The sequence below is a fragment of the Thermoactinospora rubra genome (genome assembly GCF_002093975.1).
Classification (GTDB): Bacteria; Actinomycetota; Actinomycetes; order Streptosporangiales; family Streptosporangiaceae; genus Nonomuraea; species Nonomuraea rubra_A.
The window spans coordinates 26,587-53,092 of record NZ_MSZZ01000025.1 but is presented as its reverse complement, the minus strand read 5'-3'; the positions used below and the strand labels follow the sequence as shown (position 1 = coordinate 53,092).

Below are 26,506 nucleotides of genomic sequence, written 5' to 3'. Positions count from 1 at the left end.
AGGAGATCTTCCATGGTCGCGTTCCCCCGTGTGCTGTTCGACGAGGCCCACAGTCAGGCGTGGACGACCCGGCGCGAGCTGGCCGAGGCGATCAACCCGGCGCATCCCGACGACAGCAGCTACGCGCGGGCGGCCGAGCACCTGCGCCGGCTGGGGCACGCGGTGGCGGTGCACGAGCAGGGCGAGCTGTCGGCTGGAGCGCTCCAGGACCGCGACGTCCTGGTGATCGCCCACCCCTCCGACGCGCGCTGGGAGCGCACGGTCGGCCGGGGCGAGCCGGTGTACTCCGCCGCCGAGCTGGACGCCGTCGAGGAGTTCGTCCGCGAGGGCGGAGGCCTGGTCGTCCTGGCGGAGGAGGAGCAGGACAAGTACGGCAGCAACCTGGCCGAGCTGCTCGCGCGCTTCGGGATCGGCATCGAGCACACCACCGTGCGGGACCCGCGCAACGCCCACCGCGACGTGGCGACGTGGGTCCTGGGCCGGCCGCGCCCGGCCGGCGGGCTGCTGGCGGGCGCCTCCCGGGCCTGCTTCTACCGCGCCGGCGCGCTGCGTGTCCTCCAGGGCGCCCCCGAGGGCGCCACCGTCCTGTTCGCCTCCTCGCCGTCCGCCGACCCGGCCGACGCGCCGCTGGCGGTCGCCCTGCCGTACGGCAGGGGCCGCGTCGTGGTGTTCGCCGACTCCGACCTGTTCGGCGACGACTCGATCGCCGACTACGACCACCTCGCCCTGTGGGGCAACGTCGTCACCTGGGCCGCCCGGGTGCCCGCCGACGGCTCGGCCGCCCGCGACCGCGACCCCGTCAAGGCCCGGCTGTTCGGCGAGCTCAAGGCCGCCATCGAGGAGCTGCGGCCGCTCCAGGCCAAGGACGGCTCGGTCCACTCCGAGCACGACAGGGCGCGGGCGCTGGTGGAGACGATCTCCGCCCGCGTCGCCGACCTGGCCCCCTACTTCCCCCACGACGCCGACTACCTGGCGCAGGTCCGCGCCGACCTGGCCAAGTGGGACCTCGGCGTGCCCGACTTCCTCGACTCGCTGAACCTCTTCCACCCCGACACCCAGCGGGTCGACGGCCTGGAGCACCTGGTGGTGTTCCCGATGTACACCCAGAACGGCAACCCCAGCCGCACCTTCGAGGCCGTCTGGCTGCGCACCATCTGGCCCGACTGGCTGGCCAGGCTGGAGGCCGAGCGGTACGACAACCCGATGTTCGTGCCGATCGCCTTCGAGGACTTCACCTCCGGCTACGACACCTTCTCGGCCGTGCTGTTCCCCGAGACCGTCGCGGTGCGCGAGAAGCCGGAGAAGTTCTCCTGGGGCGGCATCTTCGCCGACCGCGAGTCGGCCCGCTTCCGCCGGGTCTGCCGCGCCGCCGCCGAGACGCTCAAGCTCGACCTGCCGCCGGACGCCGAGCGCCTGCTGGCCTCCCAGGAGCTGGCGCAGGACACCTTCGTGCTGTGGGACCTCATCCACGACCGCACCCACAGCCACGGCGACCTGCCCTTCGACCCGTTCATGATCAAGCAGCGCATGCCGTACTGGATGTACGCGCTGGAGGAGCTGCGCTGCGACCTCACCGCGTACGGCGAGGCCGTCAAGCTGGAGCGCGAGGGCGTGCCGCAGGCCCGCTACGTGCAGCTGGCCATCCTGTTCGACCGGCTGTTCCGCTTCCCCATCACCGGCGACCGGGTGCGCAACTACGACGGGCTGGGCGGGCAGCTGCTGTTCGCCTACCTGCACCGCAACGACATCGTGCGCTGGACCGACAACCGGCTCAGCATCGACTGGGCGCGCGTCGCCGACGGCGTGGCCGACCTGCGCGGCGAGGTGGAGAAGCTCTACCGCGACGGCATCGACCGGTCCAAGGCGGCCCACTGGCTGGCGGCCTACGAGCTGGTCTCCGCCTACGTCGAGCCGCATCCGGCCTCGGCCTGGAAGCGGCGCGAGCTGCCCGAGGAGACCAAGGCGATGGTCGACGCGGTGCTCGCCGACGAGTTCCCCCTGAGCATGTTCTACGAGGCCCTGCGGCGTAAGCTCACCGAAGTGGTGGAATCGACGAGGGGGATCCGCGCATGATCATCCTGATCACGGGTGGGGGCGGGCCGACCGGCCAGGCGGTCGCCCGGCGTTTCCGGCAGGACGGCCACACGGTGATCGCCGTCGACCGGACCGCCTCCGACGAGAACGGCGTGATCGCCGTCGACCTGCTGGACCGCGCCGCCGTCCAGCGGCTCGCCCAGCAGATCGAGGCCGAGCACGGCCGCCTCGACGGCCTGGTCCACCTCGTCGGCGGCTGGCGCGGGAGCAAGAGCTTCGCCGAGACGGACCTGGCCGACTGGGACTTCCTGCACGACCTGCTGATCCGCACGCTCCAGCACGTCACGCTGGCCTTCGAGCCGCTGCTGCGCAAGAGCGGCAACGGCCGCTTCGCCATCGTCAGCGCCAAGGCCGCCGAGCGGCCCACCGCCGGCGGCGCCTGCTACGCCGCCGCCAAGGCCGCCGCCGAGGCGTGGACGCTGTCGCTGGCCGACGCGCTGAAGGACACCGGCGGCGCGGCGACCGTCCTGGTCGTCAAGGCGCTGGTGAACGACCAGATGAAGGCCGCCAAGCCCGACGCGGCCTTCCCCGGCTACACCCACGTCGACGACCTGGCCGCCGCCGTCGCCGGGCTGTTCGACCGGCCCGCCGGCCAGATCAACGGCACCCGATTGGACCTCACGCAGTGACCCCCTCGACGATTCCGCGTCACGACCCCGCCCACAAGGGCCTGGCCAGCGACAACTACGCCGGAGTCCACCCGGAGATCCTGGAGGCGATCGTCCGCGCCAACGGCGGCCACCAGAGCCCCTACGGCGAGGACGTCTACACCCAGGCGCTCCAGGACGTCTTCCGGCGGCACTTCGGCCCCGACGCGCTCGCCTACCCGGTCTTCAACGGCACCGCCGCCAACGTCGTCTCGCTGCGCTCGATGACCGCGCCCTGGGAGGCGGTCGTCTGCGCCGAGACCGCCCACGTCAACACCGACGAGGGCGGCGCGCCCGAGGTGGCCGGCGGCATCAAGCTGCGCACCGTCCCCACGCCCGACGGCAAGCTCACCCCCTCGCTCGTCGACCTCCAGGCGTGGGGCTTCGGCGACGTCCACCGGGCCCAGCCGCGCGTGGTGTCCATCTCCAACACCACCGAGCTGGGCACCGTCTACACCCCCGAGGAGACCAGGGCGGTCTGCGACCACGCCCACTCGCTGGGCATGCTCGTCCACCTCGACGGGGCGCGGCTGTGCAACGCCGCCGCGGCCCTGGACGTGCCGCTGCGGGCGCTCACCACGGACGCGGGGGTGGACGTGGTGTCCTTCGGCGGGACGAAGCTGGGGCTCATGTACGGCGAGGCCGTCGTCGTGCTCAACCCCGAGGCGGCGCGGGGCGTCGAGTACGTCCGCAAGACGCTCATGCAGCTGGCCTCCAAGATGCGGTTCGTGTCGGCGCAGTTCGAGGCGCTGCTGGAGGGCGACCTGTGGCTGCGCAACGCCCGGCACGCCAACGCCATGGCCCGCCGCCTGGCCGCCGCGGTCGCCGACGTGCCGGGGGTGCGGGTGACCCGCGCGGTCGAGGCCAACGGCGTGTTCGCGGTGCTGCCGCCGGACGTCACCGCCCGCCTGCAGAAGCGGTTCCCCTTCTACACCTGGGACGAGGTGACGGGCGAGGTGCGGTGGATGTGCGCGTGGGACACCACCGAGGAGGACGTCGACGCCTTCGCGGCCGCCGTCCGCGAGGAGCTGCGCGGCGTCTCGCCGTGACCGGTCACCCGCTTCGGCGGGAGTCCGCCGCCAGGGCCAGGCGGGCGGCGTGCCAGCCGCCCATGCCGTGCACCCCGGCCCCCGGCGGCGTGGACGACGAGCACAGGAACACGTTCGGCAGCGGCGTGCGCCAGGGGTTGAGCGACCACACCGGGCGCTTGAGGAACTGCCCCAGGGTGGACAGCCCGCCCGCGATGTCCCCGCCGGCGTAGTTGGGGTTGCGGCGCTCCAGGTCGGCCGTCGTCATCGCGTGCCGGGCCAGCACCCGGTCGCGGAAGCCCGGCGCGAAGCGCTCGATCTGCGCCTCCACCGCCTCGGTCATGTCCACCGCCGACCCGTTGGGCACGTGGCAGTACCCCCACAGCGTGTGCCCGCCGCGTGTGGGGTCGGCGGCGTACGGCTGGACGAGCAGGACGAACGGCCGGGGGGAGTGGCGGCCGGCGAACATCTCCGCCTCGCTGAGCGCGACCTCCTCCAGCGTCCCGCCCACGTGAACGGTCCCGGCGCGGGCCACCGCCGGGTCGCGCCACGGCACCGGCCCGTCCAGCGCCCAGTCCAGCTTGAACACCCCGGGCCCGCGCCGGAAGGCACGCAGGCGCCGCACGTAGCCGGCCGGGAAGTCCGCCGCGAACTGCCACGGCGCCGCGTCCAGCACGATCGTGTCCGCGTCGAGCTCCTTCACCGTGGTCACCCGGTGCCCGGTCACCGCCTCGCCGCCCAGCCGCAGCAGCTCGGCGACCAGGGCGTCGGCCAGCCGCTGCGAGCCGCCCCGCACCAGCGGCCAGCCCGTCAGGTGCGCGGTGGCCGCCAGCATCAGGCCGTAGCCGGCCGTCATCGGCAGCCGCAGGTCGACGATCGAGTGCGCCGCCATCCCGGCCAGCACGGCACGCCCCTCCACGGTGCGGAACCGCGTCCTGGCCAGCGTGGTCGCCGGCAGCATGCCGTACCTGCCGAACAGGGCGGCCCGCAGCGGCGCGGACAGGTGCGGGCGGAAGCGGCCCGGCCCCGCGCCGGGGACCCCGAGCGGCGACAGCAGCATGTCCAGCAGCGGCAGCCCGCCGCTCGCGGTCGCGCCGACCGTGGCCCGCCAGGCGCCCGCGTCGGGGCCCAGCCGTTCGGCCGTCTCGCCGGGGTCGCGGTGGACGAGCACGGCGGGCCGGTCGTCCAGCGGGTGCGCCGCGGGGATCTCCGGACAGGCCGGCTCCACCCCCAGCCCGAGCTCGCGGAAGGCGGGCGAGAGGGCGGTCATGGCCATGACGGTGGCGCACAGGTCGTGGACGCGGCCGGGAAGGGTGAGCTCCGCGCTGCGCAGCCCGCCGCCGAAGGCGTCGGCCTGCTCCACCAGCAGCACCCGCCGCCCGGCCCTGGCCAGCAGCACCGCGGCCACAAGCCCGTTGGGGCCGGAGCCGACGACGGCGGCGTCGTAGTCGCTCACGAGCCCGGCAGGGGCTGGGCGCCGCGCTGCTTGAGGTAGTCGGTCATGAGCGTGATCTCGCCGCTCTGGCCGGTGACGATCTGCCTGGCCATGGTCACCACCTCCGGGCGCTCGGCCAGCTTGAGGGCGGCCTCGGCCATCTTCACGCCGCCCTGGTGGTGGCGGATCATGAGCTGGAGGAAGAGGATCTCGGCGTCCCTGCCCTTCAGCGACCTGAGCCGGTCGAGCTCTTGCTTGGTGGCCATGCCCGGCATCGCGTCGGGGCGCTGCTCGGTGCCGCCGTGGCCGTGACCGACCATCCAGGCCATGGGCGGGCGGTCGCCGGCCTGCCGCAGCCCCCACTGCTGGAGCCAGCCCATGAACATCCCGCGCTGCGCGGCCTGGGTGTTGATGATGTCGAAGGCCAGGGTGCGCACCTCGGGGGAGGTGCTACGGTCGTAGACGAGGAAGGACATCTCGACCGCCTGCGCGTGATGGACGGCCATGTCACGGGCGAACCCAGCCTCGGGCGAGGCGTCGGAGGGCGGCCCGCTCCTGCCGAACACCAGCAGAGCGGCGGCGGCCAGCAGCACGGCCACGGCCGCGGCGATCAAGAAGGGCTTCTTCTGCATGGTGAGTCCAGCGTACCGATCCACAGGTCAAAGACCCTTATTCTCCTGATACGCCCCAAGGGCATAGGGTGGCCCCGCAGTTGGCACGCCATGGAGGAACGATGACCAAGGAGAAGGCCCAGGCGCGGCGGGAGCACCTGGCCAAGATCCGCGCGGAGCAGAAGCGCAGGGAACGTCGCACCGCGATGCTGATCTGGGGCGCGGGCGGGCTCGTCCTCGTCGTGCTGGTCGGCCTGGTCGCCGTCTACCTCGTCAGGCAGAACCAGGCGACGTCGCTGGCCGCCGCCACCTCGGCCAGCTACCAGGCCAACGAGCACACCTGGGATCCGGTCGCCTACAAGGAGACCCCGCCGATGGGCGGCGAGCACAACGGCTACTGGCAGCGCTGCGCCATCTACGACAAGCCCATCCACAACGAGCACGCCGTCCACTCCCTGGAGCACGGCGCCGTCTGGATCACCTACCAGCCGAACCTGCCCCAGGACAAGGTGGCCAAGCTCAAGGAGGTCGCCTCCACCACCGGCGACCCCGAGTTCATGCTGATGAGCCCGTACGAGGGGCTGCCCGCGCCGATCGTGGTCTCCTCCTGGAACCACCAGCTCAAGCTCACCGACCCCGCGGACCCGCGGCTGCCGGCGTTCGTCAAGGAGTACCAGAACAACCCCAAGACGACGCCCGAGTTCGGCGCCACCTGCGGCGGGGAGAACTCGATCACGACGACCAAGGACCAGCAGCCGCTGCCGCCCAAGCCGGCCCAGCAGTCGACCCCGACGCCGACGCCCTCCCCGACCGCCTCCCGCTAGCGTCAGCGCAGGACGTCCGCCAGGGGCACCCAGTCCAGCCCGTGGGCCTGCGCGACGGGCTCGCTGGTCAGGTGCCCCTCGTGGGTGCTCAGGCCCAGCGCGAGCGCCGGGTCGTTGCGCAGCGCCTGCTGCCAGCCGTGCTGGGCGATGGCCAGGGCGTAGGGCAGGGTGACGTTGGTCAGCGCGTAGGTGGAGGTGTGCGGGACGGCGCCCGGCATGTTGGCCACGCAGTAGAAGAGCGACTCGTGCACCTGGTAGGTGGGGTCGGCGTGCGTGGTGGGCCGGGAGTCCTCGAAGCAGCCGCCCTGGTCGATCGAGACGTCCACCAGCACCGAGCCCGGCTTCATCCGGCTCACCAGCTCGTTGGACACCAGCGTCGGCGCCTTCGCGCCGGGCACCAGCACCGCCCCGATGACCAGGTCGGCCTCCAGCACCGCCTTCTCGATCTCCAGGGCGTTGGACGCGACCGTCTGGCAGTGGCCCTGGTAGATGACGTCGGCCTGGCGCAGCTTGTCGATGTTGCGGTCCAGCAGGATCACCTCGGCCTGCATGCCGAGCGCGATGGCGGCGGCGTTCATGCCCGACACGCCCGCCCCGATGACGACGACGTTGGCCGCGCGCACGCCGGACACGCCGCCCATCAGCACGCCCCTGCCGCCGCCCGACCGCATCAGGTGGTAGGCGCCCACCTGCGGCGCAAGCCGTCCGGCCACCTCCGACATGGGCGCGAGCAGCGGCAGCCGCCCGTCGGGGGTCTGGACCGTCTCGTAGGCGATGCCGGTGACGCCCGCGTCGAGCATGGCCTTGGTGCACTCGCGGGAGGCGGCCAGGTGCAGGTAGGTGAACAGGACCTGGCCCTTGCGCATCCGGTGGTACTCTTCGGCCACCGGCTCCTTGACCTTGAGGATCAGGTCGCCCTCGGCCCAGACCTCGTCGGCGCTGTCCAGGATGACGGCTCCGGCCTGCTCGAAGTAGGTGTCGGGAATGGACGACCCGGTCCCGGCGTCCTTCTCGACGAAGACCTGATGGCCGTGCCGTACCAGCTCGTGGGCGCCCGCGGGGGTGAGGGCCACCCGGTATTCGTGGTTTTTGACCTCGCGTGGAACTCCGACCTTCATACCAGCAGTCTCCAGCGGAACATTGCCGACAATCTGGCACTTTCCGACTGCTGTTCTTTACGGCCTGTAGCGATTACCGTGGTTTCGATCGTCATCGGTAGGCTCTCGTCGCAACCGTCAAGACCGATGGGACCGCCGATGGAGAATGAGCCGCCTGCCGTGGTCGAGCAGCCGAGGGCGAGCAGGTTCACCACCATCGTCCTGATCGCCTCGCTCCTCATCGTGATCGTCACGGCGGGCGTCCTGGGCACCGTGGCGGTCGTCATGACCCGCAACCCCGACAGCCCGCTGTTCGGCGGCAAGCCGCCCGTCCGGCTGGCCGAGTCCGTCCACTTCGCGCCCGTCCGCGACACCAAGCCCGCCCCCTGCCCGAACGAGCCGGCCGCGCTCGACCTCGACCGCAGGTGGTGCTACTTCCTCGATCCGGGCATCACGGTCAGCTCGGTCCAGCGCATCCAGGCGGTGCCGGCCAAGGGCGGCGCCTACGCCCTGCGCTTCGCCTTCTCCTCGGAGAACCAGGACAAGATGGCCGACCTGATCGACGAGCTCGCGGCCGGCGAGGGACGGCTCGCCGTCGTCCACCGGCTGTCGGTCGTGGCCGCTCCCGTGGTCAGAGAGCGGATGAGCGGCGACAGCCTGGTCATCGCCGGGTTCACCAAGGAGCAGGCCGAGAGCCTGGCCGCGATGCTGCTCGGCTCGGGCGGCACGGCATCTCCCGCCCCCACCACTCCGACGGGTCAGGCCACCACGCCCGGCAGCACCGCGCTCACCCCCGTCACCCCGGGCGCCACCGAGCCGGCGGCGACCCTCTCGCCGCGCGCCACGGCCGACCCGCTGTTCCCCAGCTGCCAGGAGGCCGTCAAGCAGGGGTACGGCGGGCCGTACACCAGGGGACGGCATCCGGAGTACTCCCACTACCCCGACAAGAACAACAACGGCATCGCCTGCGACAGCGGCGACTACTGAACCGGCTAGCCGGTCTTGGCGTAGACGACGTCGAAGTCGCGCAACCACTCCCGCCCGTCCTCCGACCGCTCCCAGTAGCCCACGAGCGACTTGCCGTCCTCGCCGAGCCGGGCGGTGAAGCGCTGGGAGAAGCCGGGCGCGTCGCGCCACATGCGCATGACGCCGCCGTCGAAGGTCATCTGGTAGACGCGGAAGACGTCGCGAGCGTCGGCGTACAGGACGGTGAAGGTCTGCGTGAGATCGTCCAGGCCGGTCATGGTCACGGTCGGGAAGGGGGAGTGGGCGTGCCAGGCCTCCGGCGCGGACGGGTCGGGGCCGCCCTCGGACCGCTGCAGGAGGAACGAGCCGCCCTCCGCCCACTCGTAGACGACCCGGCCGGAGGCCACGGTGTGGCCCTCGATCATCGCGCGCATCTCCCAGGCGCCGACCAGGACGTCGAGCTCGGCCAGCTTCCTGTTCCGCATCGCGGTCTCCCTTCGCCTCGGCGCTTCCTGAGCGGCGGTGTCAGAGTGATCGTGTCATGGAAACGGCCGGGCGGTCACAGGCGGCGAGGCGGTGTCCGTGCCCCGGGCGGGGCACGGACCGCGGGTCAGCGCTTCTCGTGACGACCCCCGCCGACCAGGGCCACGAACTCCTCCAGCTGGATCCTGCCGTCCCCGTCCCGGTCCGCCGCCTTGATCATCTCCTCGATCTCCGCGTCGGACAGGCCCTTGGTCCCCAGGGCCTCGTTCACCTGCCGGATCTCGGCGGCCGTGATGAGGCCGTCCCCGTCGGTGTCGAAGCGGGCGAACTCTTCCCTGGCCTCGTCAGCAATGTTGCTCATACCGCGTCAATCTATCGAAGCGCGATGTCCTCGGGGCGCACGGGGACGCGGCTCAGCGGCAGCCCGGTCGCGTCGCGGACGGCCGCCACGATGGCGGGCGTGGACGACAGAGTAGGGGGCTCGCCGGCGCCGCGCAGGCCGTACGGGGCGTTGGGGTCGGGGAACTCCAGGATCTGCTGGCGCATGGGCGGCATGTCGAGGATGGTGGGGATCAGGTAGTCGGTGAACGACGGGTTGAGCACCCGCCCGTCCCGCACCTGGATCTCCTCCATCAGCGCCAGCCCGAGCCCCTGCGCCGAGCCGCCGTGGATCTGCCCCTCCAGCGCCATCGGGTTGAGCGCCTTGCCCACGTCCTGCACCGCGTCCAGCGCCACCACCTTCACCAGCCCCAGCTCGACGTCCACGTCCACCACCGCCCGGTGCACGCACAGCGCGAGCTGGGTGTGCGAGTCGCCCTGGCCGGTCTCGGGATCCAGCGGCACGGTCGGCCGGTGGTGGAACTCGCGGGTCTCCTCGATCGGCCCGAACTTCTCCAGGGCCTCCACCGGCGGCAGCCCCTGGAAGCGGGCCCGCACGGCCTCGCAGGCCGCCTTGACCGCGCCGCCGGTCATGTACGACTGGCGTGAGGCCGATGAGGAGCCCGCGGAGCCCACGCCGGTGTCGGCGGTGGCCACCGTGACGTTGTCGATGCCGAGCTCGGTCCGCGCGATCTGGGCCTGGACGGTGACCAGGCCCTGGCCCACCTCGGCCGCCGCGGTGTGCACGGTGGCGTGCGGCTCGCCGCCGACGAGCTCCACGCGCACCCGGGCCGTGGAGTAGTCGTCGAAGCCCTCCGAGTAGCAGATGTTCTTGATGCCCACGCCGTAGCCGATGCCCCGCCGTACGCCCTCGCCGTGGGTGGTCTGCGACACGCCGCCGGGCAGCGACAGCAGGTCGCCGTCCGACGGCCCGGGCATCGGGAAGGCCGCCAGCCGCTCCAGCATCTCGGCCAGCGGCGCCGGGGAGTCGATCACCTGGCCGGTCGCCAGGCGGGAGCCCTGCGAGACGGCGTTGCGGCGGCGGATCTCCAGCGGCGACAGGCCGCACGCGGCGGCCAGCTTGTCCATCTGCGACTCGTAGGCGAAGCACGCCTGCACCGCGCCGAACCCGCGCATCGCCCCGCACGGCGGGTTGTTGGTGTACACGCCGGTCGCGACCACGTCGACGTTGGGCACCTCGTACGGCCCCACGCCGAGCGAGGCGGCGTTGGCGACGACCGCCGGGGTGGAGGAGCAGTACGCGCCGCCGTCCAGCAGGATGTCGGCCTTGACGTAGACCAGCTTGCCGTCGCGGGTGGCGCCGTGCTCGTACCGCATGCGGGCCGGATGCCGGTGGACGTGCCCGAAGAACGACTCCTGCCGGTTGTAGACCATCTTGACCGGGCGGTTCAGCCGCAGCGCCAGCATGCAGGCGTGGACCTGCATCGACAGGTCCTCCCGCGCCCCGAACGCGCCGCCCACCCCCGACAGCGTCAGCCGTACCTTCTCCGGAGGCAGGTTCAGGCACGGCGCGAGCTGGTCACGGTCCACGTGCAGCCACTGGGTGGCGATGTAGAGGTCCACGCCGCCGTCCTCCGCGGGCACGGCCAGCCCCGCCTCCGGGCCCAGCGGCGCCTGGTCCTGCATGCCGACCTCGTACTCGCCCCGGACCACCACGTCGGCCTCGAACACCGAGCCCACCCGCACCGGCTGGCGGCGCACGATCCGCGTGGCCCTGCGCGGATCGGTCACGGCCTCGCGCGGCTCGTACTCCACGACGATCGCCGCCGCCGCGCGCCGCGCGGTCTCGGGGTGGTCGGCGGCCACCAGCGCCACCGGCTCACCCTGGTAGTTGACCTCGTCGACGGCGAGGACGGGCTGGTCCCTGACGTCCAGGCCGTAGTACTTCTCGCCGGGCACGTCCTCGTGGGTCAAGGCGGCGAACACGCCGGGCATCCGCAGCGCGGGGCCGACGTCGACGGAGCGGATCCACGCCGACGGGTGCGGGCTGCGCAGCGTCACCCCCCAGACCATGCCGTCGAGCCACAGGTCCGAGGCGTAGGCGAACTCGCCGGTCACCTTGAGCGTGGCGTCGGGCCGCAGCGCGCTGGCGCCCACGCCCCGCTCGGTCAAGGTCTGCGTCTGCGTCATGCTTCGAGTACAGCACTCGAGGTCGAGGCGGCAGAAGAGGCACGCTAGATGATCTTCGTGAGGTCGATGCCGTCACGGGGTCCCCGCGCCGACTCGAGCGCCTCCAGCTCCTCCCGCAGCTTCCGCTCCGAGTCGCCCTCCCTGACTCCCCGCAGGTGCCGGGCGGCCTGACCGAGGTGATCCATCGCGCCGCGCAGGTCGCCGGCCAGACGGCACGCGCGAGCCAGGCCGATGCTGCACTCGAACTGGCGCCCCTTGAGGCTCATGGCCGTGGCCATGGCCTGACTCTCGCGAAGGAGGTCCATGGCCTCGACGATTCGCCCCTGGCCCACCAGCGCGTCCGCCAACGCGGACGAGATGATCACTTGGTGCGTCCTGTCGCCCACGCGGCTCGCCATGGACAGCGCCTCCTTGAGGCACGCCTCAGCCTGGTCGTGCTGTCCCAGCCTGTCATGCGTCATGCCGGCGACATAGAGCGCGTAGCGCCGGCCGACCTCGCTGCCTATGGCTTCGGCTATGGCGAGCTGGCTGCCGGCGTGCCGGAGAGCCTCGGTGTGCCGCTGGGAGGTCAGCAGGGTCATCGCGATGTTGCCGTGAGCTCTTTGCTCGCAGAAACGGTCGCCGAGGCGTCGGGCGAGGACGAGCTGGCGATGGAGGTGTTCCAGGGCTTCGGAGTGCCGTTCCAGGTTGGTCAGTCCGCTCGCCATGTGGTTGTGGGCTTCCAGGGCCATCCGGTCGTCGCCCAGCCGCGCCGCGACCTCCAGCACCTGCCGGTTGAGCGAGATCTCCTCGCGCATCTTGAGGTTCATGTGCTGACGCCAGTGGAGCGCGAACGCCAGGGCGACCCCGTGCTTGGCGACGTCGTCGTCTGGATCGGCCGTCGCCTGGGCGGCCGCGGCCACGAGGTTGGCCTCCTCCGCGGCGAGCCAGCCCTGAGCCTCGGCGGCGTCCGCCAGAGGGAGGGCCGGGGCCTCCACCGGCGGGGCGACGGCCTGGACCCGGTGCGGATCCGTCAGCACGGCCGCGCGTTGCGCGGTCGCCGCGTAGTGCCCCAGGACGCTCAGCAGCGGAGCGCGCCGATCACGGGGCGCCAGTTCTTCGGTGAAGAGCCGCACGAGATCGTGCATGTGGTAGCGGCCGGGGGCGGCCGAATCGACGAGGTGGGCGGCGGCCAGCCGCTCCAGGGCCTGTTCGGCCCGGGCGGGCGGCACGCTGAGCAAGGCGCCCGCCGCGTCGGCGGTGACATCGGGCACGTGGAGCAGTCCCAGCAGAGCGAGGGCCTCGGCGGCGAGCCGGTCCAGCGGGCGTTCGCTGTCGCGGAGCGAGACCCAGCTCGTCATGAGGCTGGAGCGCACGGCCAGGTCGCCGGTTTCCAGCTCGTGCAGGCGCCGCCGCTCGTCCTCCAGGCGGTCCGCCAGGGCCGCCGGCGTCCACCCGGGCGCGTCGATCAGCCGCGCCGCGGCGATGCGGAGTGCCAGGGGCAGGCCGTCGCAGAGGCGTACCAGGCGGGTGGCGCCGTTGGGATCGGCGGCGCAGCGGCCGGCGCCGACGAGCTTGGCGATCATCGCGGCGGCTTCCGATGTGGCCAGCCGCGCGAGAGGCACCTGCACGCAGTCGTCCAGCGGGGACAGCGACTCCCGGCTGGTCACCACAACGGCGTTGCCGGGCGGCAGCGAGAGGAGGGGGCGGACCTGCGCGGGGCCGGCGGCGTCGTCCAGGACGACGAGGACGCGGCGGCCGGACAGGGTTGTCCGCCACAGCGCCGCCGCCTCGTCGAGGTCGGCCGGAATGGCGTTGGTGGGGACGCCGAGGGCGCGCAGGAAGGCGCCGAGGACTTCGTGGGGGCTGAGCCGCTCCACGTTGGGGGTGGCGCCGCGGAGGTTGGCGTAGAGCCGGCCGTCGGGGAACCGGTCGCCGACCTTGTGGGCGACGTGGATGGCCAGGGCCGACTTGCCGACGCCCGGAGGGCCGGTGACGGCTGCCACGGCGCCGGGCGCGGACTCGTCCCACGGGGCCAGAAGCGAGCGCAGCCGTACGATTTCCGCGCTCCGCCCCACGAAACCCGTGAGGTCCCGGGGAAGCTGGCGCGGCACGGGCCGCTCCTGACGGCGGGCGGGCGGCTCCTCGCGGAGCCGGCCTTGGGGCGGGACGAGCGACCGGTCACGCAGGATGAGCTCGTGGCGGGACCGCAGCCCGGGTCCCGGATCGACGCCGAGCTCCTCCGCCAGGATCCGCCTGGCGCGTTCGAACGCCTCCAGCGCCTCCGCCCGCCGGCCCAGACGATGGAGGGCCGTCATGAGCAGCTCATGGAAGCGTTCCCGCAGAGGATGCAGGATCGTGAGCTCCCGCAGGTCGGCGAGGGCCTCATCGGGCCGGTCGAGCTCCAGCAGGGACGAGCACCGCAGCTCCAGGGCCGAGAGCCGGAGCTCCTCCAGGCGGATGCGTTCCATCTCCGCGAAGGGCCCGGGCACCCCCGCCAGCGGAGGTCCGTTCCACATCGCGAGAGCCTGCCCGAGGACGGCCGGCCGGCTCTCGCCGGACGTCTTCCGGGCTTCCGCCAGCCGCCGTGCGAACAGACAGGCGTCCACGCGGTCGGGTTCGACGCGCAGGGCATACCCCTCCGGACCGCCCGGGAGCACAGAGGAGGCCTCCCGCCTGCCGCGGCCAGGGTCCAGGGCTCGCCGTAAGCCGGCGATGTAGGTGTAGACGCTCTGCCTGACGCTCCGGGGAGGCGCCTCACCCCAGATGCCGGTGATGAGCGCACCGTGCGGAACCACGCGACCGGGGGACATGGCGAGCATGGCCAGAAGCGCTCGTTGCGCCGGTGGGCCCACGTTCACGATCCGGCGGTCGCGGCTGGCCAGGATGGGACCGAGAAGGCGGATGGAGAGACCGTCATGATGGTCCACGCGGGGAAGCGTAACCGGAATCCCCGGAATGTGAAGCTCACCGGCTCGCGCCGCGACGATCTAGAGGAAATGTAGATCCGCCCGGTAGCGTCGCAGCCTGCGGGCAAGATCCCGCGTGCGCGAGGCCTGGTGCCGACGCCTCATCCGCGGCACCAGGCCTCTGCACCCGTGTTACGCGATCAGCAGCAATCGGGTGTGCTCTTGGACATCGGGACAGGTACAGACACATCGGCACTCGCGGCCGTAGCATAGGGGCCGGCGGTCAAGGCGGCCGCCAGCACAGCAACGAGTGCGGACAGGGCAAGGCGCGTGCGCATGGGGTCTCCCTCGCCAGGTGAGTTGCTCGGGCTAATTGTCTCAGGGAGTGGTGGCTATGACCACATCTGATTTGGTCGGGCTTCGCATTAAGCAAGTCCGGCGACAGCGCGGGCTGTCACAGGCTCAGCTGGCACATCCTGAGTTGTCTGATAGCTACATCTCCTTGATCGAAAGTGGCAAGCGAACTCCCACTCCGGCGGTACTCGAACTCATCGCGCAAAAATTGGACTGCTCTTTGTCCTTCCTGCTCAACGGAGTCACCGCCGAGCAGCTGGAGGACATCGAGCTGGCGCTGGCATACGCCCGTCTAGCCCTGGAAAACGGTGAGGTCGTCGAGGCGCGAGCCAGGTTCGCCGAGTTGTTGGCGAACAATAACCTGACAGGGCTGACTGCGCTGCGTCAAGACACAGAATTCGGCTTGGCCCTCGCCACCGAGGCGTGCGGGGACCTTCCCGAGGCGATCGCCATTCTACAAAGGCTACACGCCGAGGATGTCACGCCGGAGCGTGAAGTCGAACTGGCGCTCGCCATGTGCCGCGTCTATCGGGAAAGCGACCAGCTCACCGAAGCCGTGGAGATCGGGGAGCAGACTCTCGGCCGGATGGCCGGCCACGGCTGGTCGGACGAGCTCGTCGAGCTCGGGGCCACGCTCCTGGCCGCCTACTACCACCGCGGCGACATGCTCAAGGCGCGCCAGTTCGCGGCGGAGCTGCTCAACGTGGCCGACACCTTGGGCACGCCCCGGTCGCTGGTGGCGGCCAACTGGAACGCGGCCATCGTCGCCGAGAAGAGCGGGCACGGCGAAGAAGCCCTCGCGCTGGCCGAACGGGCGCTGGCCGTGCAGTCGGAGACCGGTCACCCGCGCAATCTCGCCCGGCTCCGGACGGCGGTGGCCGATCTCATCCTGCAGACGCGCCCCCAGGAGGCGGCCCAGGCCCGTGCCATGCTGGAGCGTGTCGAACGGGAGATGAGCGAGACCTCGGCCAGCACGGTCGACCGGGCGCGGCTGCTCGTCTGCCTGGCCACCGCCGCGCTCCTGACCGGCGAGCCCGGCGACGCCGTCACCGCGGCGCGCGACGCTCAAGCCCTCATCCCCGGACACAGCCACGTCCTCAGAGCCGAAGCCGGGCTCCTCCTTGCACTCGCGCTGGGCGCGGTGGGACGGGCCGAGGAGGGCCTCGAGGCCGTCCGTTCGATTCAGGCGCCCCTGGATGGGGTGCCCGACTCCCGCCGGGTGGCCGGGACCTGGTTCGGCGTGGCCGAGACCTACGAGCGGCTCGGCGATTCCGAGGACGCGGTGGAGGCCTACCGGCGGGCCCTCGCGTGCGCGGGCCTGTAAGCGAACATGCCTCAAGCGAAGTAAGGACCGGGCGGCGGCGTCGGTAGCCTTGGGGGTGTCATGAAGAGATCCCCGCTCGCGGTGCTCACCGCGCTCCTCGCCGCCCTGGTCGTCCTCGGCACGGCCGCCCCCGCCCTGGCGCACGACGCGCTCAAGGACAGCGACCCGAAGAAGGGCTCCACCGTCGGCCCGGTGGAGGAGGTCTCGCTCGAGTTCACCGCCCGGGTGCGCATGCCGTACGTCTTCGTGCGCGACGCCGCGGGCGGCCGGTTCGAGCAGGGCGAGCCGCGGGTCGACGGCAAGGTGGTGACCCAGGAGCTCAAGGGCGCGCTGCCCGACGGGAAGTACACCGTCGCCTACCGGGTGATCTCCTCTGACGGGCATCCCATCGAGGGGGAGATCCCCTTCACCGTGAAGGGCGCGCCCAAGGCGGAGCAGACCCCCGAGCAGACCCCCGAGCAGATCCCCACGGAGACGTCCAGCCCGGCCCGAACCCCCACGCAGGCCGCCGAGCAGAGCCCGGCCGCCGCCGAGGCCCGGCAGGAGGACGGCGGCGGGTTCCCCGTGTGGCTGCTGATCGTGGTCGGCGGCCTGGTGGGCATCGGCATCGGATTCCTCATCAGCGCGCGGAGAGTCAAGCCGTGAGCAGGGCGGCCCGGCTGGCGCTGGCGGCGGCGGCAGCGGCGATCGCGGGACTGGCCGCCGCGATGGTCGCCGGCGGGGCGGCCTTCCCGAGGGTGATCGCCGGCCTGCCCACCGCGGGGGTGTTCGTCCGCTGGGCGCTGCCGCTGTCGAAGCTGGCGATGGACGCCGCGGGCGTGGTCACGGTGGGCCTGCTGCTGGCCGCCGTGGCGTTCTTCCCCAGCGACAAGGGCATGCTGGGCCAGACCGCCCAGACGTACGTCAAGGCCGCCTCCTGGACCGCCCTCGTCTGGTCGGGGGCGGCGGCGGCGACCATGGTCTTCACGCTCAGCGACCAGCTGGCCCAGCCGCCCCTGGAGGTGCTGGCGGGCAACGAGCTGACCAGCTTCGCCAGCCAGACCGAGCAGGGCGTCGCGCTCACGCTCGTGGTGCTGTTCGCGGTGGCCCTCGCGCTGTTCTCCAGGGGCGCCATCACCGCGGGCGCGGCGGGCGGGCTGCTGGTGCTGGCGCTGGCCACGATGCTGCCGCCGCCGCTCACCGGCCACTCCTCCAACGCCCCCAACCACGACATGGCGATCTCCGGCGTGGCCCAGCACCTGCTGGGACTGGCGCTGTGGGTCGGCGGCCTGCTGGTGCTCACCCTCCACGCCCTGCGCAAGGGCCCGCAGCTGGAGATCGCCGCCGGCCGCTTCTCGCGGATGGCCCTGTGGTGCTACGCCCTGGTGGGCCTGTCGGGCGTCTTCAGCGTGCTGGCCAGGCTGACGTCGGTGTCGGACCTGTGGACCTCGTCGTACGGCGTGCTGATCGTCGCCAAGATCGTCGCCTACGTCGTGCTGGGCTACATCGGCTGGTGGCACCGGCAGCGGACGCTGGCGCGCCTGCGCAAGGGCGAGCCGAGGGCGTTCCTGCGCCTGGCCTGCGGCGAGGTGCTGCTCATGGCCGCCACGCTGGGCCTGGCGGTGGCGCTGTCGCGCACGCCCACGCCTCCCGTCACCGTCCCGGCGGGCACCGATTTCGAGCTGCTCGGCTTCACCATGCCGCCGGAGATCACCCCGGCGACCGTCGCCACCCTGTGGCGTTTCGACCTGTTCACCGCGACGATCGCCGTCGTGCTGGCCGGCCTGTACGCCGCGGGCGTGGCCAGGCTGCTGCGGCGGGGGGACCGCTGGCCGTGGGGCCGCACGGCCGCCTGGTTCACCGGCGTGGCGATCCTCGTGCTGGCGACGCAGAGCGGCCTGGCCCGCTACGCGATGGTGATGTTCAGCGCCCACATGGTCGAGCACATGACGCTCACCATGATCGTGCCGATCTTCCTGGTCCTCGGGGCGCCGGTCACGCTGGCCCTGCGCGCGCTCAAGCCGGCGGCCCGGCGCGGCGACCGCGGCCCCCGCGAATGGCTGACGGTGATCCTGCACAGCCGCTTCGTCAAGGTGCTGGCCCATCCGGCGGTGGCCACGGCCGTCTTCATCGGCTCCACCTACGCGCTGTACTTCACCCCGCTGTTCGCCTCGGCGATGGAGGAGCACCTCGGCCACGTCGCGATGACGGTCCACTTCCTGCTGAGCGGCAGCCTGTTCTTCTGGGTCATCATCGGCGTGGACCCCTCGCCGTACCGCCTGCCGTACGTCGGGAAGCTGCTGACGCTGTTCGTCACCATGCCGTTCCACGCCTTCTTCGGCATCGCCCTGATGATGTACGGCGAGGTCATCGCCCAGGACTGGTATGAGCCGCTGGGCCGCGCGTGGGGGCCGTCGCTGCTGGAGGACCAGCAGAACGGCGGGTCGATCGCGTGGGGCTTCGGCGAGATCCCGACCCTCATCGTGCTCATCGCGCTGGCCGTCCAGTGGTATCAGGACGAGGACCGCAAGGCGCGCCGGGAGGATCGCCGCGCGGACAAGAAGGACGTTGAACTGGAGGCGTACAACGAGTATCTGGCGCGCCTCAACCGGGGTAACAAAGACTAGTAGCACCGCGGCTAGGTTGTGCATACTTGCCCCGGCACCTGAACCCGGCCGTGGGTAGCCTTGCCAACGGGGGCACAGGCGGCTCCACACGACACGGTTCGCGCGCTCGGACCGCTGATGGGAAACGCCGGACGGGGACCGGTGATCCTTCTCGGTGCTCAGGAAGGCGAGATCGACAAGTGGATGAGACGCGCATGCGCGGGGGGCGCACTCTGGCGGAGGCACTCGAGGAGTGCCTCGCCGAATGGTCGCATCGGACCGGCATCACGGTGGAGACCTGGGCGTTGCCCTCCGCCGACGTGCCGAGGCGGGTGGCCGACGGGGTCGTGGCGGCGTTGCGGGAGGCCCTCGCGAAGGTCGAGCGGTTCAGCGACGCCCGGGTCGTCTCGGTGGCGATCACGGTGTCGTCCGCCGGGCTGCGGATGACCGTCAGCGACGACGGGACGGGCCAGCCGTGGGACGTCACGAGGCTGCGCGCGCTGTTCGCCGAGCTGGGCGGGCGCGTGTCGGTCCACAACGTGGAGGGGCAGGGCAGCACCGTGAGCGGCGTGGTGCCCGCCCCCGGCAGGCGCTGACCGTCCGCTAGGGCAGCGTCAGGATCTCGCTGCCGGTCTCGGTGACCAGCACCGTGTGCTCGAACTGCGCGGTGCGCTTGCGGTCCTTGGTCACGGCGGTCCAGCCGTCGGGCCAGATGTCGTACTCGATCGTGCCCAGCGTCAGCATGGGCTCGATCGTGAACGTCATGCCCGGCTTGAGCTCGATCGTCACCGACGGGTCGTCGTAGTGCGGCACGATCAGCCCGGAGTGGAAGGTCGTGCCGATGCCGTGGCCGGTGAAGTCGCGCACCACCCCGTAGCCGAAGCGCTTGGCGTAGGCCTCGATGACGCGGCCGACGACGTTGAGCTGGCGGCCGGGGGCGACCGCCTTGATGGCGCGGTTCATCGCCTCGCGGGTGCGCTCGACGAGCAGGCGCGACTCCTCGTCCACCTCGCCGACCAGGAACGTGGCGTCGGTGTCGCCGTGGACGCCGCCGATGTAGGCGGTGATGTCCACGTTGACGATGTCGCCCTCGCGCAGCACCGTGTCGTCGGGGATGCCGTGGCAGATCACCTCGTTGATCGAGGTGCACAGCGACTTGGGGTAGCCCCGGTAGCCCAGCGTGCTGGGGTAGGCGCCGTGGTCGATGAGGAACTCGTGGCCGATCCGGTCCAGCTCGTCGGTGGTCACGCCGGGCCGGACGTGCCTGCCCACCTCCTCCAGCGCCTGGGCGGCGATCCTGCCCGCCACCCGCATGCGCTCGATGATCTCCGGGGACTTCACGTCCGGCTCGCCCGTCTTGGGATGCTTCTTGCCGACGTACTCCGGCCGCTGGATGTGGGCGGGGACCTTACGCATGGGCGAGATCCGCCCGGGCTGCAGGAGGGTCGTCATGCTGCCGAGTTTACGGGCGCGTTCACACGTCCGTGACGCGCAGGCCGGCGTGGGCCTTGTAGCGGCGGTTGATCGAGATCAGGTTGGCGGTGAGCGCCTCGACCTGGAAGGCGTTGCGCAGCCGCCCGCCGTACACGCCGCGGACGCCGGGGATCTGCGCGGCCAGCGCCTGGACCAGGTCGGTCGCCTCGCGGTCGTCGCCCAGGACCAGGACGTCGAGGTCGACCTTCTCCACGGCGGGGTCCATGAGCAGGACCGCGGAGACGTGGTGGAAGGCGGCCACGACGCGGCTGTCCGGGAGGACGGCGGCGGCCTGCTGGGCGGCGCTGCCCTCCTCGACCGGCAGCGCGTAGGCGCCCTGCTTGTCGAAGCCGAGGGGGTTGACGCAGTCCACCACGATCTTCCCGGCGAGGGGCTCGCGGAGGGACTCCAGGAGCGCCTTGTGGCCGTCGTACGGCACGGCGACGATCACGATGTCGGCTTCGGCGGCGACCTCGGCGTTGCCCGCGCCGGCGGCGCCGTGGCCGATCTCGGCGGCGGCCTGCCGGGCGCGCTCGGGGCTCCGGGAGCCGATGAGCACCCGATGCCCCGCCTGGGCGAACCGGACCGCCAGGCCCTTGCCCTGGTCGCCCGTGCCGCCGAGGATGCCGATCGAAAGTCCGCTCACATCAGTCATAGGGCGCATCATGCCAGGCCCCTGGAAGCCCCGCCGTAGCGGGCTCCCGCCGTTGCCCGGTGTTCTCGCCGTCGTGTGCAGGATGGGGGTACCCGGGGCGGGGGCCGTACGGCGGGGCCCCGGGCACGGGGAGGCGGGAGAGCGGGTCAGCAGTTGGTCGTGGCCGGCAGGCCCAGGACGCGCAGGGCGAGCCACTCGATCGCCAGCGGGCCGCCCTCGACCGCGCCGAGCACGTGGTTGCCGCCCGGGATGCTCACCCAGCGGACGCGGACGCCGGCCGAGCAGTACTGCGACCGCAGCGCGGCGCCCACCGAGTGCGGGATGATCTCGTCCCCCTGGGCGTGGTAGAGGAACACCGGCACGCGGGGCGCGCGGGCGCCGAGCCGGTTCTCGGTCAGCCGGACCTGCCACTTGGGCTGGCTCAGCAGGTCGAGGGGCGACAGGTCGGAGAAGCGCAGCCCGGCCAGCTTGCTGTTGATCTCGCCCACGCAGTCGTCGACCGCGTCGGCGAGGAGGGCGCGTCCGCGTTCGTTCAGATCCGCCTCCAGGTCCAGCTCGGGGTAGGCCGCGTCCAGGCCGACGCCCGCCGCGGCGGCCAGGCCGAAGTTGGGACCGCCGTTGAGGTTGTCGGCGACGGCCTTGAGGTCGGCCGGGACGCCGCCCGCGGCCACGCCGCGCAGCCGCAGCTCGGGGGCGTAGGCCGGCTGCAGCTGGGCGGCCCACCCGGCGGACGCGCCGCCCTGCGAGTAGCCCATGATCGCGACCGGCGCGTCCATGGACAGCCCCGCGCCCGGCACGCGCATCGCCGCGCGGATGGAGTCCAGCACCGCCTGTCCCTGGGAGACGCCCGCCATGTAGGTGTGGGTGCCGGGCGTGCCCAGGCCCTCGTAGTCGGTGATCGCGACGGCGAAGCCCTTGAGCAGGAAGAGGCTGACGAGCGCCAGCTCGGCCTCGCGGCCCTGGCTCATGCTGGCGGAGGGGGCGCACTGGTCGCCCAGGCCGTGCGTGCCCACGGCGTACCCGATGATCGGCCGCCTGCCGAGGGGGTAGCCGGCCTTGGGCACGAGTAAGGTGCCCGACACCGCGTTGAGCTGGCCGGTGGCGGAGGTGGAACGGTACAGCAGGTGCCAGGCGTTGACGGGGACCTCCAGGAGCTTGCCCGGCAGGAGGTAGACGGTGGTGGGCTGGGCGGAGATCACGTCCCCGGCGGAGGCGGCGTGGGCGGGGGCGGCCAGGCCGAGGGAGGCGACCAGGAGGGCGATCAGAGACAGGACGCGGACACGCATAACGAGCCCCTCTCATGTTGTTGTGAGCAGATGGTTACTCGCCGGTAACCCCTCGTCAAGGCCCAATTAACCGGCGCGAAACATGTTCGTCAGGCACGATGGAGTGATGGATTCCGGGTCCGTGGCCTTCCTGCGCGAGCTGCTCGCCGACTCCGGCTGGATCGAGCGCACCAGGGAGTTCGGCATGGCGTTGCGCGCCACCCGTTCGCCCGGCGGGCTGCTGCTGGTCGGCACCCCGCTGGAGGAGCCCTGGCACCTGACGGCGCACCTGGCCGATGAGGCCAGGCTGGCCGGGCTGCCGCAGCTGACCCCGACGCTGGTGCGGTGGGCGCCGCCGCCGGGCGCCCCGCCGCACCTGCGGGTGGGGCTGGAGCGGCTGGAGGAGGCCGGGCGCGGCGAGACCCTGCTGGTGGTCGCCGAGACGGGGGCGCCGGTGCCGCTGCTGGAGCGCGTCGACGACGCCCGGCGCACCGGCGCGACGATCCTGGCCCTGGAGGGGGGCGACGCGGAGCTGGCCGGGCTGGCGCACGACGCGATAGCCGTACCGCTCGACGCCCCGCTGTCGTTCGACGGCGCCCAGCACCTGGTGAGCGCGGCGGCGGGGGAGGTGCCGCGGCGGCCGACCCTACGCGACCGGCTGGCCAGGCTCCTCGAGCGCGTCAGCGGTCCGCAGGTGACCGACTAGGGTCGCGTCGATCGAGCGGGTGGCCTCCTCGATCGCCTGGATGACCACAGCCTGCACCGGGTCCGGTTCGCCCGATCTGGTACGGCTGACGCGGGTCACCACGTCCAGCCGCCGGGCGCCCACGTCCCTGATGCGGCTCACGCGCACCTCGCCCTCCGGCACGTCGAGCAGCGCCAGCGTGGGGACGATCGCGACGCCGTGCCCGGCGGCGACCAGCGCCAGCGCGGGGCCGAACTCCGTGGTCACGTGGACCCGGCGCGGCTCGAAGCCGTGCCGCGCGGCCAGCCGTTCCAGGGCCTGCCCGCAGGCATGGCTGGGCTCGCTCGCCACCCACGGCACGTCGGCGAGGTCGGCGACGGTCCGGTGGGAGTCCTCCCAGCCGGGCGGCACCACGATGCGGTACTCGTCGATGTAGAGGGTGCGGCAGGTCAGCGACGGCTGGGAGAGGGCGGGCAGGCTCATGTCCTGCTCGGTGATGAGCACGTCCACCGTGCCCAGGCGCAGCTCCTGTAACGCGGGCGCCCCGTACACCTCGTGGATGGCCGGGACGATCCTGGGGTGGCGCACGGCCAGGTCGCGCATGGCGGGCACCAGCATGTGCTTGATCACCGTGGGGAAGGCGGCGATGGTGACCGGCCCGGCCAGGCGCTCGGTGAAGCGGGTGAGCTCGCGCTTGGCCTCGGCGAGCTCCTCCTCGACGCGCTCGGCGTACCCGGCCAGCACCCGGCCCGCCGGGGTGAGCGACACCGAACGCTGGGAGCGGTCGATGAGCGCCAGGCCTACCTCGCGTTCGAGCTGGGCGAGCTGCTGGGAGACGGCCGAGGGGGTGAGGTGGAGCGCCTGGGCGGCGCGCATGACCCCGCCGCGGCGTGCCACCTCGTGAAGCACGCGCAGGCGTCTCGGGTCGATGTCCATGCAGGGTAGCTTACGCTCTGCTTTAGATAACTTTATTTGTCCTCAACATGGCAAATCCGGAAAATTCCCTGCATGGACCTCTTCCTCACGGTGATCGGCTGGCTCGGCGCGGGCCTGCTGCTGTTCGGCTACGCCATGGTCTCCTCCGGCAGGATGTCCGGCGACGGCGTGCCGTACCAGCTGGTCAACCTCGCGGGCGCGGCGGGCCTCATGGTCAACTCCGCCTACCAGGGCGCCTGGCCGTCGGCGATCCTCAACGTCGTCTGGGGCGCGATCGGCCTCGTGGCGCTGGCCAGGCTGGCCCGGCCGAAGGCGGCGGCATGATCGTCGAGCTGAGCCACCGCATCGTCGAGGGCATGGTCACCTATCCCGGCGTGCCCGCGCCGGTCATCGGCGTCCACCTGAGCCGGGAGGCCTCCAGGGAGGTCTACGCGCCGGGCACCGAGTTCCACATCGGCACGATCCTGCTGGCCGCCAACACCGGCACCTACGTGGACACGCCCTTCCACCGCTACGCCGACGGGCCCGACCTGGCGCAGGTGCCCCTGGACCGGCTGGCCGACCTGCCCGGGCTGGTCGTGCGCGCCCCGGCCGGGCGGGCGACGGGCGTGGCGGCGTTCGAGGGGCTGGACGTGCGCGGCCGTGCCGTACTGATCCACACCGGCTGGGACCGGCACTTCGGCACCGAGGAGTACTTCCACGGCCACCCCTACCTGGCTCCCGAGGCGGCCGAGTGGCTGGTGGAGCAGGGCGCGGCGCTGGTCGGCATCGACTCGCTCAACATCGACGACACGCCCCCGCGCGGGCCGCGACCGGCCCACACGCTACTGCTGGGCGCGGGAATCCCCGTCGTGGAGCACCTGACCGGGCTGGAGGCGCTGCCGCCGGACGGCTTCCGCTTCCACGCCGCCCCGCCCATGATCCGCGGCATGGGCACCTTCCCCGTGCGCGCCTACGCGGTCATCCCGTAGGCCAGCAGCGCCGCCTCCGTCCGGTTGGCCGCGCCGAGCTTGCCACGCGCGTTCTCCACGTGCTTCTCGACGGTGCGCGGGCTGATCTCCAGGCGCCTGGCGATCTGCCCGTTCGTCAGCCCCTGGGCCACCAGGCGCAGCACCGCGGCCTCCCGCTTGGTGAGGGCCTCCTCGGCGTCCGCCTCGGTGATCAGCACGGCGGACGGCGACAGGACCTGGACCACCAGGCCTTCCGGCAGTGACGCCAGCAGCTCTCGCAACGGTGACATGACAGGACCTTTCCGCGTGCGGGACCACACAGGAGTGTGCGCCCGGGTGGTCCCGCGTGGCATGAGTACCCCCGTACTCATCGATTCTCCTTGAGCGTGGAGACCCCGGGCTTCAGCCCTGGGGAGGAAACGCGGCACGGGCCGCACGGATGCGAATCGAACTCGCGTTCGCACTTAAATGATCTTGCGGCATTATGTGAGGCATGGCGCAGATCGTGAAGCGGGCCTACAAGTACCGCTTCCACCCGACCCCCGAGCAGGCCGAAGAGCTTGCCCGGACGTTCGGCTGCGCCCGCCTCGTCTACAACAAGGCCCTCGAAGAGCGCACCCGCGCCTACACCCTCGAAGGGCGCCGCGTCTCCTACGTGGAGTCCTCGGCCGCGCTGACCGAGTGGAAACGCGGCGACGAGCTGGCGTTCCTCAACGACGTGTCCAGCGTTCCGTTGCAGCAGGCGCTCCGCCATCTTCAGGCGGCGTTCTCCAACTTCTTCGCCAAGCGGGCCAAGTACCCGACGTTCAAGTCCCGCAAGAAGTCCCGGGCCTCGGCCGAATACACCCGCAGCGCGTTCAAATGGCGAAACGGCACTCTGACGCTGGCGAAGACGGACGCCCCGCTGGACATCGTGTGGTCGCGTCCGCTTCCCGAGGGGGCGGAGCCGTCCACGGTGACGGTCTCCCGCGACAGCGCTGGGCGCTGGTTCGTCTCCATCCTGGTGGAAGAGCAGATCGCCCCGCTTGACCCGGTGGACACCGCAGTCGGGGTGGACGCCGGGATCACGGCGCTGGCCACGCTGTCGACCGGCGAGAAGATCGTCAACCCGCGTCACGAGCGGGCCGACCGCCGCAAGCTGGCCAAGGCCCAGCGGGCGCTGGCCCGCAAGGAGAAGGGCTCCAGCAACCGGGCCAAGGCCCGGCTGAAAGTGGCCCGCATCCACGCCCGCATCGCCGACCGGCGCACCGACTTCCTGCACAAGCTCACCACTCGTCTCGTCCGTGAGAACCAAACGGTCGTGATCGAGGACCTCACCGTGCGCACCATGATGAAGAACCACAGCCTGGCACGTGCTATCTCCGACGCCTCCTGGCGTCAGATGCGCACCATGCTGGAGTACAAAGCGGCCTGGTACGGGCGGGAGTTGCTGGCCGTGGACCGGTGGTTCCCCTCCTCCAAGCTGTGCTCGGCCTGCGGGGCGCTGCAGGAGAAGATGCCGCTGAACGTCCGGGAATGGGAGTGCGCCTGCGGCGCCGTCCACGATCGGGACGTGAACGCCGCGAAGAACATCCTCGCCGCCGGGCTGGCGGAGAGGTGAAACGCCTGTGGAGCCGGTGTAAGACCTCAAGGGCGCAAGCCCGGCGGGCGACTGGCGGTGAAGCAGGAAACCCGACC

Annotated in this window: 24 protein-coding genes and 1 pseudogene; 13 read left to right on the top strand and 12 right to left on the bottom strand. The window is 71.9% G+C overall.

All coding sequences use genetic code 11. The annotated features are described in order from the left end of the window. The first annotated feature begins 12 nt into the window (after positions 1-12). The 3 genes from BSB02_RS24775 to BSB02_RS24765 are packed head-to-tail and all read left to right on the top strand — an operon-like array spanning position 13 to position 3,790. The gene (locus BSB02_RS24775) at positions 13-2,073 is read left to right on the top strand and encodes a DUF6421 family protein (RefSeq protein ID WP_084962379.1); all 2,061 of its coding nucleotides are present in this window, start codon (positions 13-15) and stop codon (positions 2,071-2,073) included. Then, a complete protein-coding gene (locus BSB02_RS24770) occupies positions 2,070-2,723 on the top strand; it encodes an SDR family NAD(P)-dependent oxidoreductase (protein ID WP_084962377.1) in 654 nt (217 codons plus the stop codon). Before BSB02_RS24775 ends, BSB02_RS24770 begins: the two co-directional genes overlap by 4 nt. Further along, complete coding sequence (locus BSB02_RS24765; RefSeq protein ID WP_240506636.1) at positions 2,720-3,790, top strand: threonine aldolase family protein; 1,071 nt, start codon at positions 2,720-2,722, stop codon at positions 3,788-3,790. Before BSB02_RS24770 ends, BSB02_RS24765 begins: the two co-directional genes overlap by 4 nt. Positions 3,791-3,794: 4 nt before the next feature. Here the strand turns inward: BSB02_RS24765 and BSB02_RS24760 are convergent, their stop codons facing one another. Then, the gene (locus tag BSB02_RS24760) at positions 3,795-5,225 is read right to left on the bottom strand and encodes a phytoene desaturase family protein (protein ID WP_084962375.1); all 1,431 of its coding nucleotides are present in this window, start codon (positions 5,223-5,225) and stop codon (positions 3,795-3,797) included. After that, entirely contained in the window at positions 5,222-5,836 is a 615-nt protein-coding gene (locus BSB02_RS24755) for a DUF305 domain-containing protein (RefSeq protein ID WP_084962373.1), read from the bottom strand. Before BSB02_RS24755 ends, BSB02_RS24760 begins: the two co-directional genes overlap by 4 nt. A gap of 101 nt (positions 5,837-5,937) precedes the next feature. Here BSB02_RS24755 and BSB02_RS24750 point away from each other — a divergent pair, with 101 nt between their 5' ends. Next, the gene (locus tag BSB02_RS24750) at positions 5,938-6,639 is read left to right on the top strand and encodes a DUF3105 domain-containing protein (protein WP_084962371.1); all 702 of its coding nucleotides are present in this window, start codon (positions 5,938-5,940) and stop codon (positions 6,637-6,639) included. Between the two features lie 2 nt (positions 6,640-6,641). Here BSB02_RS24750 and ald read toward each other — a convergent pair whose 3' ends face one another. Beyond that, positions 6,642-7,757, bottom strand: coding sequence for an alanine dehydrogenase (gene ald, locus BSB02_RS24745; RefSeq protein WP_084962369.1), 1,116 nt, complete (start codon positions 7,755-7,757; stop codon positions 6,642-6,644). Positions 7,758-7,895: 138 nt separating this feature from the next. Between ald and BSB02_RS24740 the strand changes: the two genes are divergently transcribed. Then, positions 7,896-8,723: a SecDF P1 head subdomain-containing protein gene (locus tag BSB02_RS24740; RefSeq protein ID WP_158088716.1), complete on the top strand. Its 828-nt coding sequence runs from the start codon at positions 7,896-7,898 to the stop codon at positions 8,721-8,723. Between the two features lie 5 nt (positions 8,724-8,728). Here BSB02_RS24740 and BSB02_RS24735 read toward each other — a convergent pair whose 3' ends face one another. The 4 genes from BSB02_RS24735 to BSB02_RS24720 form a co-directional block, all read right to left on the bottom strand. Then, the gene (locus tag BSB02_RS24735) at positions 8,729-9,187 is read right to left on the bottom strand and encodes a hypothetical protein (RefSeq protein WP_084962365.1); all 459 of its coding nucleotides are present in this window, start codon (positions 9,185-9,187) and stop codon (positions 8,729-8,731) included. A gap of 125 nt (positions 9,188-9,312) precedes the next feature. Next, positions 9,313-9,546: an EF-hand domain-containing protein gene (locus BSB02_RS24730; RefSeq protein WP_084962363.1), complete on the bottom strand. Its 234-nt coding sequence runs from the start codon at positions 9,544-9,546 to the stop codon at positions 9,313-9,315. Positions 9,547-9,557: 11 nt separating this feature from the next. Next, positions 9,558-11,714, bottom strand: coding sequence for a molybdopterin cofactor-binding domain-containing protein (locus tag BSB02_RS24725; RefSeq protein WP_084962361.1), 2,157 nt, complete (start codon positions 11,712-11,714; stop codon positions 9,558-9,560). A gap of 44 nt (positions 11,715-11,758) precedes the next feature. Next, a complete protein-coding gene (locus BSB02_RS24720; RefSeq protein WP_143591097.1) occupies positions 11,759-14,623 on the bottom strand; it encodes an AfsR/SARP family transcriptional regulator in 2,865 nt (954 codons plus the stop codon). Positions 14,624-14,996: 373 nt separating this feature from the next. Between BSB02_RS24720 and BSB02_RS24715 the strand changes: the two genes are divergently transcribed. From BSB02_RS24715 to BSB02_RS24700, 4 genes are all read left to right on the top strand, one after another. Next, on the top strand, positions 14,997-16,280 hold the full coding sequence (locus tag BSB02_RS24715; protein WP_084962357.1) for a helix-turn-helix domain-containing protein: 1,284 nt from the start codon (positions 14,997-14,999) through the stop codon (positions 16,278-16,280). 60 nt (positions 16,281-16,340) lie between these two features. Then, positions 16,341-16,925 carry a copper resistance CopC family protein gene (locus BSB02_RS24710; protein ID WP_084962355.1) on the top strand — a complete coding sequence of 195 codons (585 nt, stop codon included), beginning with the start codon at positions 16,341-16,343 and terminating at the stop codon, positions 16,923-16,925. Further along, on the top strand, positions 16,922-18,886 hold the full coding sequence (locus tag BSB02_RS24705) for a bifunctional copper resistance protein CopD/cytochrome c oxidase assembly protein (RefSeq protein WP_084962353.1): 1,965 nt from the start codon (positions 16,922-16,924) through the stop codon (positions 18,884-18,886). The genes BSB02_RS24710 and BSB02_RS24705 overlap by 4 nt, the downstream gene beginning before the upstream one ends. 194 nt (positions 18,887-19,080) lie before the next feature. Continuing rightward, positions 19,081-19,461, top strand: coding sequence for a sensor histidine kinase (locus BSB02_RS24700; RefSeq protein ID WP_084962351.1), 381 nt, complete (start codon positions 19,081-19,083; stop codon positions 19,459-19,461). 7 nt (positions 19,462-19,468) lie between these two features. Here the strand turns inward: BSB02_RS24700 and map are convergent, their stop codons facing one another. From map to BSB02_RS24685, 3 genes are all read right to left on the bottom strand, one after another. Continuing rightward, positions 19,469-20,317, bottom strand: coding sequence for a type I methionyl aminopeptidase (gene map, locus BSB02_RS24695; RefSeq protein ID WP_084962349.1), 849 nt, complete (start codon positions 20,315-20,317; stop codon positions 19,469-19,471). 22 nt (positions 20,318-20,339) lie between these two features. Continuing rightward, positions 20,340-20,993 (bottom strand): NADPH-dependent F420 reductase, encoded by a 654-nt coding sequence (gene npdG / locus BSB02_RS24690; RefSeq protein WP_143591095.1) that lies wholly within the window; start codon positions 20,991-20,993, stop codon positions 20,340-20,342. Positions 20,994-21,139: 146 nt separating this feature from the next. Next, on the bottom strand, positions 21,140-22,279 hold the full coding sequence (locus BSB02_RS24685; protein WP_084962345.1) for a lipase family protein: 1,140 nt from the start codon (positions 22,277-22,279) through the stop codon (positions 21,140-21,142). A gap of 106 nt (positions 22,280-22,385) precedes the next feature. Here BSB02_RS24685 and BSB02_RS24680 point away from each other — a divergent pair, with 106 nt between their 5' ends. Further along, positions 22,386-22,964, top strand: coding sequence for a hypothetical protein (locus BSB02_RS24680; protein WP_084962343.1), 579 nt, complete (start codon positions 22,386-22,388; stop codon positions 22,962-22,964). Here the strand turns inward: BSB02_RS24680 and BSB02_RS24675 are convergent. Continuing rightward, entirely contained in the window at positions 22,905-23,879 is a 975-nt protein-coding gene (locus BSB02_RS24675) for a LysR family transcriptional regulator (protein WP_084962341.1), read from the bottom strand. The two genes, BSB02_RS24680 and BSB02_RS24675, sit on opposite strands and share 60 nt — an antisense overlap. Before the next feature lie 72 nt (positions 23,880-23,951). Between BSB02_RS24675 and BSB02_RS39875 the strand changes: the two genes are divergently transcribed. Continuing rightward, positions 23,952-24,203: a CBU_0592 family membrane protein gene (locus tag BSB02_RS39875; RefSeq protein WP_143591093.1), complete on the top strand. Its 252-nt coding sequence runs from the start codon at positions 23,952-23,954 to the stop codon at positions 24,201-24,203. Beyond that, positions 24,200-24,850 (top strand): cyclase family protein, encoded by a 651-nt coding sequence (locus tag BSB02_RS24670; protein WP_143591091.1) that lies wholly within the window; start codon positions 24,200-24,202, stop codon positions 24,848-24,850. Before BSB02_RS39875 ends, BSB02_RS24670 begins: the two co-directional genes overlap by 4 nt. Here the strand turns inward: BSB02_RS24670 and BSB02_RS24665 are convergent. Next, positions 24,832-25,119: a response regulator transcription factor gene (locus BSB02_RS24665; RefSeq protein WP_240506635.1), complete on the bottom strand. Its 288-nt coding sequence runs from the start codon at positions 25,117-25,119 to the stop codon at positions 24,832-24,834. The two genes, BSB02_RS24670 and BSB02_RS24665, sit on opposite strands and share 19 nt — an antisense overlap. 203 nt (positions 25,120-25,322) lie before the next feature. Here BSB02_RS24665 and BSB02_RS24660 point away from each other — a divergent pair. Further along, a pseudogene (locus BSB02_RS24660) lies at positions 25,323-26,498 on the top strand (RNA-guided endonuclease InsQ/TnpB family protein); the annotation flags it as partial. Positions 26,499-26,506: the final 8 nt, after the last annotated feature.

Bases quoted from the DNA above. Each gene is read 5' to 3' on its own strand.
- BSB02_RS24775 (WP_084962379.1), top strand. From the start codon at position 13: ATGGTCGCGTTCCCCCGTGTGCTGTTCGACGAGGCCCACAGTCAGGCG.
- BSB02_RS24770 (WP_084962377.1), top strand. From the start codon at position 2,070: ATGATCATCCTGATCACGGGTGGGGGCGGGCCGACCGGCCAGGCGGTC.
- BSB02_RS24755 (WP_084962373.1), bottom strand. From the start codon at position 5,836: ATGCAGAAGAAGCCCTTCTTGATCGCCGCGGCCGTGGCCGTGCTGCTG.
- BSB02_RS24750 (WP_084962371.1), top strand. From the start codon at position 5,938: ATGACCAAGGAGAAGGCCCAGGCGCGGCGGGAGCACCTGGCCAAGATC.
- ald (WP_084962369.1), bottom strand. From the start codon at position 7,757: ATGAAGGTCGGAGTTCCACGCGAGGTCAAAAACCACGAATACCGGGTG.
- BSB02_RS24740 (WP_158088716.1), top strand. From the start codon at position 7,896: ATGGAGAATGAGCCGCCTGCCGTGGTCGAGCAGCCGAGGGCGAGCAGG.
- BSB02_RS24735 (WP_084962365.1), bottom strand. From the start codon at position 9,187: ATGCGGAACAGGAAGCTGGCCGAGCTCGACGTCCTGGTCGGCGCCTGG.
- BSB02_RS24730 (WP_084962363.1), bottom strand. From the start codon at position 9,546: ATGAGCAACATTGCTGACGAGGCCAGGGAAGAGTTCGCCCGCTTCGAC.
- BSB02_RS24725 (WP_084962361.1), bottom strand. From the start codon at position 11,714: ATGACGCAGACGCAGACCTTGACCGAGCGGGGCGTGGGCGCCAGCGCG.
- BSB02_RS24715 (WP_084962357.1), top strand. From the start codon at position 14,997: ATGACCACATCTGATTTGGTCGGGCTTCGCATTAAGCAAGTCCGGCGA.
- BSB02_RS24710 (WP_084962355.1), top strand. From the start codon at position 16,341: ATGAAGAGATCCCCGCTCGCGGTGCTCACCGCGCTCCTCGCCGCCCTG.
- BSB02_RS24700 (WP_084962351.1), top strand. From the start codon at position 19,081: ATGCGCGGGGGGCGCACTCTGGCGGAGGCACTCGAGGAGTGCCTCGCC.
- map (WP_084962349.1), bottom strand. From the start codon at position 20,317: ATGACGACCCTCCTGCAGCCCGGGCGGATCTCGCCCATGCGTAAGGTC.
- npdG (WP_143591095.1), bottom strand. From the start codon at position 20,993: ATGACTGATGTGAGCGGACTTTCGATCGGCATCCTCGGCGGCACGGGC.
- BSB02_RS24685 (WP_084962345.1), bottom strand. From the start codon at position 22,279: ATGCGTGTCCGCGTCCTGTCTCTGATCGCCCTCCTGGTCGCCTCCCTC.
- BSB02_RS24680 (WP_084962343.1), top strand. From the start codon at position 22,386: ATGGATTCCGGGTCCGTGGCCTTCCTGCGCGAGCTGCTCGCCGACTCC.
- BSB02_RS24675 (WP_084962341.1), bottom strand. From the start codon at position 23,879: ATGGACATCGACCCGAGACGCCTGCGCGTGCTTCACGAGGTGGCACGC.
- BSB02_RS39875 (WP_143591093.1), top strand. From the start codon at position 23,952: ATGGACCTCTTCCTCACGGTGATCGGCTGGCTCGGCGCGGGCCTGCTG.
- BSB02_RS24670 (WP_143591091.1), top strand. From the start codon at position 24,200: ATGATCGTCGAGCTGAGCCACCGCATCGTCGAGGGCATGGTCACCTAT.
- BSB02_RS24665 (WP_240506635.1), bottom strand. From the start codon at position 25,119: ATGTCACCGTTGCGAGAGCTGCTGGCGTCACTGCCGGAAGGCCTGGTG.